Genomic DNA, 12,126 nt, shown 5'->3' with positions numbered 1-12,126 from the left:
TAATTTATTGTGCGTGTGGCGTATAATCTTGTGTCGGAGCTGATAAGCGAATGAGTGCAGATAATTGCCTGTAAAAAGTGTTTTGGCGGCGTTTGGCAGGCGCGGTGAACGTGTGATGTAAGTGTAAGCCGCTTGATTGACTTGTATTTTGTCGTGACTAGCCGTTTCTCTAATATAGTATGAAACGGCGTTTTGCAATCAATTCCGGCGGTGGCCCACTACGGGCCGGCTATCAATTGCCAGGGTGGAGCCGCACGCCAGCGGTCCGGCTCACCGGTGGTCCATTCGTTTTCAGATGCCCCGCTGGAGCGACCTATGTTGGCTCGGCCCGGCAGGCGCAAGTGCAGCCCCGCATTGCTGGCCGACGACAGAAAGCCCACCCGACTTGAACCGATATGCGCCGGCTAGCGTGGCGGCTTCCGTAAACGCAAACAGCCCCGGCATTCCCAAATGCCGGGGCTGTTTATAGTATCCGCCTATTCGCCGGGTGAGGAAGCATTCGCGATGCTATCCTTTGTTTGCTGCGCGTAACATATTCCGCCAGGTGTTTAGAATATGCGACGCGCAATGCGGCAAGCTATGCAAACATGCCCACCGCATTTTTGCTCGGCAGGGCCGTCTTGCCCGTCAGAAACACGTCGACTTCCCGCGCCGCCTCGCGGCCCTCCGAGATGGCCCAGACGACCAGCGACTGGCCGCGGCGCATGTCGCCGGCCACGAACACGTTGGGGCGGGAGGTGAGGTAAGCTTTTTCATCGGCGTGCACGTTGCCGCGCTCATCGAGGGCCACGCCCAACTCGGTGAGTAGGCCGTCTACGCGGGGGCCGGTGAAGCCCAGGGCCAGCAGCACGCGCTGGCAGGGAATTTCACGGTCAGAATCGGGCACCTCTTCGAAGCGGATGCGGCGGCCCATGACGTCAGTTTCCCAGGTCACGTCGCTCACGCGCAGGGCGCGGAGCTGGCCGTACTCATCGGCCAGAAACGCTTTGGTATTGATGCCCCAGTAGCGCTGGCAGCCTTCTTCATGGGAGGTGCTGCTGCGGAAAATGTGCGGCTCCTGTGGCCAGGGCGTGTGGGCGGGGCGCTCGGTGCCGGGCTGCTGCATCAGGGCAAACTGCGTGACGGAGCGTGCCCGCTGGCGGTTGGCCGTGCCCACGCAGTCGGAGCCCGTGTCGCCGCTGCCGATAACCACCACGTCCTGGCCCTCAACCCAGATTTCATCGTCCTCAATGCCCAGCTCGCTCACCCGGCGGTTGTGCTGGGTGAGGTAGTCCATGGCGAAGTAGATGCCTGGCAATTCGCGGCCGGGAATGTATAGGTCGCGCGGCACGCTGGCCCCGCCGGCCAGCACCACGGCATCGAAGCTCGCGGTAAGCTCGGCACCAGAAATATCGCGGCCGATTTCGGTGTTGCAGCGGAAGCTGATACCGTCGTCTTCCAGCAGCTTGATGCGGCGGTCAATCACCCATTTATCGAGCTTGAAATCGGGGATGCCGTAGCGGAGCAGGCCGCCGGGCCGGTCGTCGCGCTCGAACACCGTGACGGTGTGGCCGGCCCGCGCCAGCTGCGCCGCCGCTGCCAGTCCGGCTGGGCCGGAACCCACCACGGCCACCGTCTTGCCCGATTTCAGCACCGGCGAAGTGGGCTGCACGTAGCCTTTCGAGAAGGCGATTTCGATGATGTGCTTCTCGATTTCCTCAATCGCCACCGGGCTACTGTGGATGCTGAGCACACAGGCCGCCTCGCACGGCGCGGGACAGATGCGGCCGGTGAACTCCGGGAAATTATTGGTGGCGGAGAGAATCTGGTAAGCATTTCCCCAATCCTGCTCCCGCACGGCGTCGTTGAATTCGGGGATGATATTGCCCAGCGGGCAGCCCGAATGGCAGAACGGAATGCCGCAATCCATGCAACGGGCGGCCTGCTGCGTGAGCTGGCTTTCGGCGTAAGCGCCCACGAATTCGCGGTTGTGGGCCACGCGCTCCTGCGGTGCGGCTTTGGGCGGCAACTCGCGGGAAAATTCTTTGAAACCGGTGGGGTTGGCCATCTTCTAGAACTATGTAGAGACGCCCATTTGCGTCTCAATCGTTGCGGATAATTGGAACGAAGTAGAGACGCAATATTTTGCGTCTTGTCGTTGCTGATGTTGTTATAACTGCACGGTTATGAGCGGTTCCGGTCGTACAACGACGAGACACAAAATGTTGCGTCTCTACTTCGTTCACCCCACCTCCGCATACCGCGCCTTCTGCAGCACCTTCTTATACTCACTCGGAAACACCTTCACAAACTTCCCGACTTCCTCGCCCCAATTCCCCAGCAGGAAGGCCGCCACCTGGCTGCCTGTTAGCTCCGCGTGCTGCCGGAGCAGCGCCTGAATCTGGTCCTCGTCATCGGCGTCGAGCGGGTCGAGCTCTACCATTTCGGGGTTGCAGTTGGTGGGGAATGTGCCGTTGGGGTCGTAAATCCAGGCGATGCCGCCGCTCATGCCGGCGGCGAAGTTGCGGCCCGTCTGGCCTAGGATGAGGGCTCGGCCGCCGGTCATGTACTCGCAGCCGTGGTCGCCCACGCCTTCCACCACGGCCGTAGCCCCGGAGTTGCGCACCGCGAACCGCTCACCGGCCTGTCCGCGCACGAACAGCGCGCCGGAGGTGGCACCGTACAGCGCCACGTTGCCGATGATGATGTTCTGCTCGGGCACAAACCGGGCTTCGGCCGATGGAAAAATGGCCAGCTGCGCTCCGCTCAGCCCTTTGCCCACGTAGTCGTTGGCCTCGCCCTCCAGCGTGAATGATAAACCCGTTACGCTGAACGCGCCGAAACTCTGCCCCGCCGAGCCGTGGAAGCGGTAGTTGATGGTGTTGGGCGGCAGGCCGGCGGCGTGGTAGCGCTTGGCAATCTCATTCGAGAGCAGCGTGCCGATGGTGCGGTCGGTGTTGTGCACCTCAAACTCACCGTACACCGGCGTCTGCTCATTCAGGGCCGGCTGGGCGTGTTCCAGCAGCTGCCAATCCAGAATGTTACCGAGGCCGTGGTCCTGCGCTTCGCTCTGGTACAAGGTGCCACCGGAGATGTTGGCGGCCGGGTGTAGCATACCGGAGAGGTCGAGGTGGCGGGCTTTCCAGTGGGTGATGCCTTCGCGCACTTTCAGGAATTCGGGCCGGCCCACCATCTCATTTATCGTTCGGAAACCCAACTCGGCCATGATTTCGCGCAGCTCCTCGGCCAGGAAACGGAACAGGTTGACGATGTGTTCGGGCTGGCCGGTGAAGAGCTTGCGCAACTCCGGGTCTTGGGTGGCCACGCCCACGGGGCAGGTGTTGAGGTGGCATTTGCGCATCATCACGCAGCCCCCGGCTACCAGCGCGGCGGTGGCCACGCCCCATTCTTCGGCCCCGAGCAGGGCGGCCACGGCCAGGTCACGGCCGGTTTTCAGCTGGCCGTCGGCCTGCAGCACCACGCGGCTGCGGAGCTGGTTCTGCACCAGCGTTTGGTGGGCTTCGGCCAAGCCCAGCTCCCAGGGCAGGCCAGCGTGCTTGATGGAGCTGATGGGCGAGGCCCCCGTACCGCCATCGTAGCCGGCGATGAGGATGACATCGGCGTGGGCCTTGGCCACGCCGGCGGCGATGGTGCCCACGCCTGCTTTGCTCACCAGCTTCACGTTGATGCGGGCGGCGCGGTTGGCGTTTTTCAAGTCGAAGATGAGTTGGGCCAGGTCTTCGATGGAGTAGATGTCGTGGTGAGGCGGGGGCGAAATCAGGCCGACGCCGGGGGTGGCGTGGCGCACTTTCGCAATCCACTCGTCCACCTTGTGGCCGGGAAGCTGGCCGCCCTCGCCGGGCTTAGCCCCCTGGGCCATCTTGATTTGCAGCTCGTCGGCGTTGGTGAGGTAGTGCGCCGTAACGCCGAAGCGCGCCGAGGCTACCTGCTTGATGGCCGAGCGCATGGAGTCGCCGTTTTCCATCACTTCGTAGCGCATCGGGTCCTCGCCGCCCTCGCCGGTGTTGCTCTTGCCGCCGATGCGGTTCATGGCAATGGCCAGGGTGCTGTGCGCCTCGTGCGAAATCGAGCCAAACGACATGGCACCCGTGGCGAAACGCTTCATGATGACTTCCGCCGGCTCCACTTCCTCAATCGAAATAGCCTCGCGGTGATGCGCAAAATCCAGCAGCCCGCGCAGCGTAAACATGCGCTCCGGCTGCTCGTTAATCAGCTTCGCGTAACGCTGATAAGTCGCGTAGTTATTCGTCCGCGTCGCCAGTTGCAGCAGGTGCACGGTTTCGGGGTTGAACATGTGCGCCTCGCCGCGCCGCCGCCAGTGGTAGAGGCCGCCGTCAGGCAGCAGGGTCTGCTCCTCGGGCGTGGTGGTTTTGAAGCCCTGGAAGTGCTTGTAGAGCGTTTCGCGGGCAATTTCATCCAGTCCCAGTCCGCCAATTCGAGTGACCGCGCCGCAGAAATAAGAATCGACTACCGCTTGATTCAAACCCAGAATCTCGAACACCTGCGCGCCGTGATATGACTGCAAGGTCGAAATTCCCATCTTCGAGAAAATCTTCAGCAGCCCGTCGCACACGGCCTTGATGTAGTTGTAAGTGAGCTGCGACTGGTCGAGGGAGGTGTTCAAATGCCCGGCTTCGCGCATGGTCCGCACCGTGGAGAGCGCCAGGTAGGGGTTGATGGCCGTGGCTCCGAACGAGAGCAGGCAGGCGAAATGGTGCACCTCCCACACATCGCCGGCCTCTACCACCAGCCCCACCGAGCCCCGGAAACCGAGCTTGATGAGGTGGTGATGCACGGCCGACACGGCCAGCAGCGAGGGTATCGGCGCGTGCTCCGAATCCACGGCGCGGTCCGACAGAATCAGCACTTCGAAGCCGTCGTTCACCGCGTCCTCGGCGTAGCGGCAGAGGCGGGCGAGGCCGCGCTCCAGCGCGCCGGGCAGCCCGTCGGCCTTGAAATAGGTTTGCAGCGTCTTGGCATTGAACATGCCGGTGTCGATGCTGCGGAGCTTTTCCAGCTCGTGGTTGCTGAGGATGGGCTGGCGCAGGGCCACGCAGTGGCAGTGGTGCTTGTCCTCATCGAGGATGTTGCCGTTGTTGCCCAGGAAGGTGGCCAGGCTCATCACCAGCCGCTCCCGAATGGGGTCGATGGGCGGGTTAGTGACCTGCGCGAAAAACTGCTTGAAGTAGCTGCTCAGGTGCTGGGGCTGGTCCGACAGCACCGCCAGGGGCACGTCCACGCCCATCGAGCCGATGGGCTCCTTGCCCTCCACGGCCATGGGCGTGATGAGCACGTCGATGTCCTCGCGGGTGTAGCCGAACACCTGGTGGTACTTGAACACCGCATCCGCCGCCAAATCTGTGAACATCTGGCGCGGCTCGGGCAGCTCTTCGAGGCGAATCTGGTACTCGTTCAGCCACGCGCCGTAGGGCTGGCGGCCGGCGGCCTGGGCCTTCAATTCCTCGTCGGTGACGATGCGGCCGGCCACGGTATCCACCAGCAGCATCTTGCCGGGCTGCAGGCGGCCTTTCTGCACCACGGTGGCGGGGTCGATATGGAGCACGCCGGCCTCGGAGGCGACGAGCACGCGGCCGTCGGTGGTTTCGAGGTAGCGCAGGGGGCGCAGGCCGTTGCGGTCGAGCATGGCCCCAATCTGCTGGCCGTCGGTGAAAATGAGGGCGGCCGGACCGTCCCAGGGCTCCATAAACGTGGCGTGAAACTCGTAGAAGGCCTTTTTGAGCGGGTCCATCTGGGTGTTGCCGTCCCAGGCTTCGGGCACCAGCATCATCATCACGTGCGGCAGCGGGCGGCCCGAGTGCAGCAGAATTTCCACCACGTTATCGAGGCAGGCCGAGTCCGACTGCCCGGCATCGACTACCGGCAGCAGCATGTCCATTTCCTCGGCCGAGAAATAGGGCGACACGTAGTTGCGCAGGCCCGCGTAAAACCAGTTCAGATTCCCGCGCAGCGTGTTGATTTCGCCATTATGCGCCAGGAAGCGGAAGGGCTGGGCCAGCTTCCAACTCGGGAAGGTGTTGGTCGAAAACCGCGAATGCACCAGCCCAAAGGCCGACACCACCCGCTCGTCGCTGAGGTCGGGGAAGTAGCCGCGCACCTGGTAGGTAGTCAGTTGGCCCTTGTACACGATGGTTTTGCAGGAGAGCGAGGCGAGGTAAAACACGTCCATCGCGGCCGGCACGGTTTCGCGCACCGTCTTGAAAATCAGGCGGCGCAGCACGTAAAGCTTGCGCTCAAAATCCTCCGCGGTGACAATTCCGGCCGGGCGGCCGAAAAACACCTGTTCCATCACCGGCTCGGCGGCCAGCGCGGTGGGGCCGATGCCGGCCGGGTTCACCGGCACCGGCCGGTAGCCCAGCAGCGGAAAGCCCAGCCGCGCCGCCGCTCCGTTTATCACGTCGTGGCAGGCGGCGCGCAGCTTATCGTCCTTCGGCAAAAAGGCCGTGCCCACGCCGTAGCTGCCCGGCTCTGGCAGGCGGATGCTGAGGGCGGTGCATTCTTCCAGCAGAAACCAGTGCGGAATTTGAATGAGCAGGCCGGCCCCGTCGCCGGAGTCGGTATCGCAGCCGCAGGCCCCGCGGTGCTCCATGTTTTCGAGCATGGTTAGCGCGTCGATGACGGCCTGGTGGGTTTTGCGGCCGTTGAGGTAGGTGATGAAACCAGTCCCGCAGGCATCGTGCTCAAATTCGGGGCGGTACAGGCCCTGAGGAGTGTCAGTGGATTGCATCGGGATTCTAGAAATTCAGGAAAAAAGGGTGCCGCCGCTCGGCGGGAATGTCAGCTCGGGCAGACGTAAAATCAGCCAACTGCACACAGTCATTTACAAGTAACGGACCCTTGCCGGGAGCCAAAGTGGCGTTATCTGCTGATTTACTATTTTCAGCTCGTTGGTTTTGATGGTAAACTATTGATGGATAGTATTTTGTATACGGTGTTTATACAATGCCAAAACCAGTTGTTAGCACGTTGCACAGCCGCTAAATGAACGTTTCCACGCCTCCGTCAGGCGGCCCGAAATTGAAAGTTACGGGAGCTTTTTCCAGATTCAGCAGCTAATCCAAGAAGTTTAGGTTACTTTTTCGGTAAATTCCAAAATGCCCGGAAATCAGAAGACAACAAACGTTTTCAGCGCTTTTTATCCCATAATACCCTGCCAAATGCAAGGCCTGTTGCCCATTTTATTCGCTTCCGTGGCCGGAATGGGCCATGCTTTCGAACCCGACCATCTGCTGGCCGTGGGCAACCTCATTTCCCGCCGTGACACACTTGCCGAAGCCCTGCGCGACGGCATCTATTGGGGCCTGGGCCACACCACCACGCTGGTGGTCGTGGGCGCTATTATTCTGCTGGGCCGCGTCACCTTTCTCACTTCCGGTTATTTCGAAGCGGCCGTGGGCCTGATGCTCATCATAATGGGCATCAGCCGCCTGCTCGACCAGCGCCGCCCGCCCGCCAAGGTGCGGCCCGGCGCGTCGCCCTCGCGGGCGGCCTACGCCGTGGGCCTGCTGCACGGCCTGGCCGGCAGCGGCGCGCTGGTACTGCTGGTGATGAGCGAAATCCGCGACCCGTGGCTGAGCATGGGCTATTTCGCGGTGTTCGGTATCGGCTCCATTCTGGGCATGTTCATCGTGGCCGGGCTGTGCAGCGTGCCGTTCACCAAGCGCATGAAAATCAGTCGGACGTTGAAGTTTAGTACCGTTACCTTGTCGTCGCTGCTGTGCATTGGATACGGTGGGTGGATGATTTATGGGAACGTGCGATGGTAAGCCGCCAGAACGATGTAGAGACGCAATATTTTGCGTCTCGTCGTTGAACGACCGGAACCGCGCCAAACCACACAAAGCCGCACAGTCATAACAACATCAGCAACGACGAGACGCAAAATATTGCGTCTCTACACAGTTCTCCCAGATGCACCTCTCCCCCAAAGACCTCGACAAGCTCGTTCTCCACCAGGCCGGTTTCGTGGCGCAGAAGCGCTACGCCCGCGGCCTGCTCCTGAACTACCCCGAAGCCCTGGCCCTCATCGCCACGCAGCTGCTCGAGTTCATCCGCGACGGCGAGCGGGTGGCCGTGCTCATGGACAAGGGCAAGCAGTTGCTGGGCCTGGCCGACGTGCTGCCCGGCGTGGCCGACATGCTCCACGAAGTCCAAATCGAAGGCACCTTCCCCGACGGCACCAAGCTCGTGACCGTGCACCACCCCATCTGCCGCGAAACCGGCGATGCCGCCCTGGCCCTCTACGGCTCCGGCCTGAGCCGCACCCCGGCCCCCGGCGCCGCGCCCGCCAACGCCAGCCACCCCCAGCCCGGCGAATACCAGCTGCACCCGGCCGACATCGTCCTCAACGAAAGCCGCGCCACGGTGGACGTGGACGTTGTGAACATGGGCGACCGGCCCGTGCAGGTCGGCTCACACTATCCCTTCTTCGAAACCAACGCGGCGCTGCACTTCGACCGCGCCGCCGCCTACGGTTTCCGCCTCAACATCCCGGCCGGCACGGCGGTGCGCTTCGAGCCCGGCGAGCGCAAGCGCGTGCGCCTGGTGGCCCTGGCCGGCGAGCGCATCGTGTACGGCGGCAATGGGCTCATTGATGGGAAGCTGGATGAGGCTGGAAAGAAGCAGCAGGCGCTGGAGAAACTATGATGCAAGACGGTTACACACCCATGTTTTCAACATAGTCATCATATGGAGTTCTATTTTGTCGTTCTATAATTAAATCATTTAACCAAAGGCAAGCAATGCCTGCGGGCGTAACATCCTCACTGATTCCTAATTCAATAGCTTGACTTTCTTTCGTTTCTTCAAATGTGCTCTTTGCGTGATTCAAGAAATCAAGAATATCAATTCCATTCTCAATCATGCCAACTGTCGCATCATTTTTAATCTGCTGTTTAAAGCAGAGTTCTGCATATTTTTCCTCGCAATCTAGATTCTCAGCGATAGTCGCTATGGATATACGACGCATTTCTTGCCGTATTCTCTCTCTTTCGTCATCAACAAAAATTTCTAATTCAATTTTCTCCTTCTGACGAATTGTTGACTCAAGCATCTCAACTGCCCATTCGCACATGAATGCGGCAGGAGTATCATCCGGGTCAAAATTCATGCTCAACGCATCTCTTGTTTTAAGCTTTCTTAAGTCTTCAATTCTTGTCTTCAAAAAAGATATTGGATTTGCATGGATATCGATTATCTCTTTAGCCAACGTGGCTTTGTAAATTTTTTCTATATCAGATGCTTCGCATCCTATTAACTCAACCAAAATATTTAGTGACTTTTTGCGATTGTCAGCATTCCTTTTAGGTGAATAATCAAAGTTCAAGTGCTGCCCTCTCTTCACATTAAGCTCCATTCTGGTAGCCTCTTCTGGATTACGCTTTTCATTTGCTTTTGCATCATTTTCAGTTTTTCCAGTGATGTATGTATCCCAAATAAATTTTCCGAATATCACAACTGCGACAAGACCAATAATGGATAAGATGCTCATGGTGAACGGCTTTTTGTTTTGAGTGACTAATGTAGTTGAAAAAGAATTTCCATTGCCCAAGCATTAATTCAAAACCACCATGTCCCTCCCCATCTCCCGTCGCGCGTATGCCGACATGTACGGCCCCACCACCGGCGACCGGGTGCGCCTCGGCGATACCGGCCTGCTGATTGAAGTTGAACGCGACTACTGCGTGTACGGCGAGGAATGCAAGTTCGGCGGCGGCAAGGTGCTGCGCGACGGCATGGGCCAGGCGGCCGGAATCGGGCCGGCCGATGCGCTGGATTTGGTCATCACCAACGCGCTGGTGGTCGATTACACCGGCATTTTCAAGGCCGACATTGGCATCAAGGGCGGGCGCATCGTGGGCATCGGCAAGGCCGGCAACCCGCACATCATGCCCGGCGTGACGCCCGGCATGGTGGTGGGCGTCACCACCGAAGTCATTGCCGGCGAAGGCCAGCTGCTCACCGCCGGCGGCATCGACTGCCACATCCATTTCATCAGCCCCCAGCAGATTCCCGAAGCGCTGGCTTCGGGCGTGACGACCATGATTGGGGGCGGCACCGGGCCGGCGGCCGGCACCAACGCCACCACCTGCACGCCCGGCGCGTTCTACCTCGAAACCATGCTGAAGGCCACCGAGGCCTACCCGCTCAACTTCGGCTTCCTGGGCAAGGGCAACGCCTCCAAGCCGGAGGGGCTGCGCGAGCAGGCCGAGGCCGGGGCGCTGGGCTTCAAGCTGCACGAGGACTGGGGCACCACCCCGGCGGCCATCGACATGTGCCTGAGCATTGCCGAGGAATACGACGTGCAGGTCTGCATCCACACCGATACGCTGAACGAGAGCGGCTTCGTGGAAACCAGCACGGCCGCGTTTAAGGGCCGCACCATCCATTCCTACCACACCGAAGGCGCGGGCGGCGGCCACGCGCCCGACATCATCAAAATCTGCGGCGAGCCGAACGTCATCCCCTCCAGCACCAACCCCACGCGGCCCTTCACGGTGAACACCATCGACGAGCACCTCGACATGCTCATGGTCTGCCACCACCTCGACCGCAACATTCCCGAAGACGTCGCCTTCGCCGAAAGCCGCATCCGGGGCGAAACCATCGCCGCCGAGGACATCCTGCACGACCTGGGCGCCCTCAGCATCATCAGCTCCGATTCGCAGGCCATGGGCCGGGTGGGCGAGGTCATCACCCGCACCTGGCAAACGGCCCACAAAATGAAGCAGCAGCGCGGCCCCCTGCCCGAAGACGCTGCCACCGGCGCCGCCGACAACTTCCGCGTGCGCCGCTACGTGGCCAAGTACACCATCAACCCGGCCCGCGCCCACGGCATCTCGCACGAAGTCGGCTCCGTCGAAATCGGCAAGCTGGCCGACCTTGTGCTCTGGAAACCCGCCTTTTTCGGCGCCCGACCCGAGATGATACTCAAAGGCGGCATCATCGCCCAATCCCAGATGGGCGACGCCAACGCCTCCATTCCCACGCCGCAGCCGTCATTCTCGCGCCCCATGTTCGGCGCGCTGGGCGGGGCCATCGGGAAGTCTTCGATGGTGTTTGTGTCGGATGCTTCTGTTGAAAGAGTGCGGGCCGATTATGGCCTCACCAAGCAGGTGGTAGCGGTGAAGAACTGCCGAAATATTGGCAAAAAGGACATGGCGTTGAATGACTACTTGCCCAATATTTCCGTCGACCCCGAGACGTACCGCGTGATGGTGGATGGGGTGCATTTGACGTGTGAGCCGGCGGAGGTGCTGCCGCTGGCGCAGCTTTATAACTTGTTTTAAGATGTAGCGCGGACTTTGTAGTCCGCGAGTTAAACAAATCCACTCGCGGACTACAAAGTCCGCGCTACATCTCATGCAATTCGCCCGCCTCCTGCACCTCGTCGATTCGGCCATCCCCACTGGCTCATTCGCCTATTCCTACGGTCTGGAAAGCAGCATCACCTTCGGCCTCATAAATACGCCATTTGCGCTGCGGAATTACCTGTATTCCTATTTGCAGCAAGCCGGCAGCGCCGAATTACCCTTCATCACTTCCACATTCCACCTCACTGAAAAAAGCTCCAATTTTCAAATCGTCGCCGAAGAATACGACGCGCAATTGCTCGTCCCCAGCCTCTACAAAGCCAGCGCTGTGCAGGGCCGCAACTGGCTGAAACTGCTGGCCACTTTCTACCCGGAAGCTGCTTTGGAAACCATTATCCAGTGGTTTACAAGTCAAAATATTCCGCCGCATTTCACGCTGGTTTTCACGCTGGCCTTGCAGCGGGTTGGCTTCGAATTAAAGGAATTGCAGGCCATGTACCTGCATATGCTCCTCCGCGACCAACTCAGCGCTGCCATTCGCCTCGGGTTTCTGGGGCCGCTGGAGGGGCACCAGCTACAGCACGATTTTTACGCGGTGTTCGAGCATATTCTGGCGGTGCAGGCGGGAAAGGAGTACGGCGAAGCTACCCGTTCGGCGTTTTTGCTGGATGCGGCGCAGGTGCTGCACGAGGATATTTATTCAAAATTATTCCAGAACTGAGTAGGGGCGGGGCTTGCCCCCGCCCGGACGTTCGCACTTGTTCAACGATTCCGTCCAACGACGGGCGGGGGCAAG

At 60.3% G+C, this 12,126-nt stretch carries 7 protein-coding genes; 4 read left to right on the top strand and 3 right to left on the bottom strand.

From position 1 onward, the window contains the following. Positions 1 to 577: 577 nt before the first annotated feature. Positions 578 to 2,047 (bottom strand): glutamate synthase subunit beta, encoded by a 1,470-nt coding sequence (locus tag AAFH49_RS13915; RefSeq protein ID WP_342299041.1) that lies wholly within the window; start codon positions 2,045 to 2,047, stop codon positions 578 to 580. A 174-nt stretch (positions 2,048 to 2,221) separates the two neighbouring features. After that, entirely contained in the window at positions 2,222 to 6,745 is a 4,524-nt protein-coding gene (gene gltB / locus AAFH49_RS13910) for a glutamate synthase large subunit (RefSeq protein ID WP_342299040.1), read from the bottom strand. A gap of 430 nt (positions 6,746 to 7,175) precedes the next feature. On the opposite strand from gltB, the gene AAFH49_RS13905 reads away from it, so the two are divergent. Together AAFH49_RS13905 and AAFH49_RS13900 are read left to right on the top strand one after the other, a co-directional pair. Continuing rightward, a complete protein-coding gene (locus AAFH49_RS13905) occupies positions 7,176 to 7,784 on the top strand; it encodes an urease accessory protein (protein WP_342299038.1) in 609 nt (202 codons plus the stop codon). A gap of 145 nt (positions 7,785 to 7,929) precedes the next feature. Beyond that, positions 7,930 to 8,664 (top strand): urease subunit beta, encoded by a 735-nt coding sequence (locus tag AAFH49_RS13900; protein ID WP_342299037.1) that lies wholly within the window; start codon positions 7,930 to 7,932, stop codon positions 8,662 to 8,664. A 10-nt stretch (positions 8,665 to 8,674) separates the two neighbouring features. Here the strand turns inward: AAFH49_RS13900 and AAFH49_RS13895 are convergent, their stop codons facing one another. Beyond that, positions 8,675 to 9,508 (bottom strand): hypothetical protein, encoded by an 834-nt coding sequence (locus AAFH49_RS13895; RefSeq protein ID WP_342299036.1) that lies wholly within the window; start codon positions 9,506 to 9,508, stop codon positions 8,675 to 8,677. A 79-nt stretch (positions 9,509 to 9,587) separates the two neighbouring features. Here AAFH49_RS13895 and ureC point away from each other — a divergent pair, with 79 nt between their 5' ends. Both ureC and AAFH49_RS13885 read left to right on the top strand, forming a co-directional pair. Then, complete coding sequence (gene ureC, locus AAFH49_RS13890; RefSeq protein WP_342299035.1) at positions 9,588 to 11,306, top strand: urease subunit alpha; 1,719 nt, start codon at positions 9,588 to 9,590, stop codon at positions 11,304 to 11,306. Positions 11,307 to 11,379: 73 nt separating this feature from the next. Beyond that, positions 11,380 to 12,051 carry an urease accessory protein UreF gene (locus AAFH49_RS13885; RefSeq protein WP_342299033.1) on the top strand — a complete coding sequence of 224 codons (672 nt, stop codon included), beginning with the start codon at positions 11,380 to 11,382 and terminating at the stop codon, positions 12,049 to 12,051. Positions 12,052 to 12,126: the final 75 nt, after the last annotated feature.

Source organism: Hymenobacter segetis (assembly GCF_038448715.1).
Taxonomy (GTDB): Bacteria; Bacteroidota; Bacteroidia; order Cytophagales; family Hymenobacteraceae; genus Hymenobacter; species Hymenobacter segetis.
This window is presented reverse-complemented; position numbering and strand designations above follow the sequence as displayed.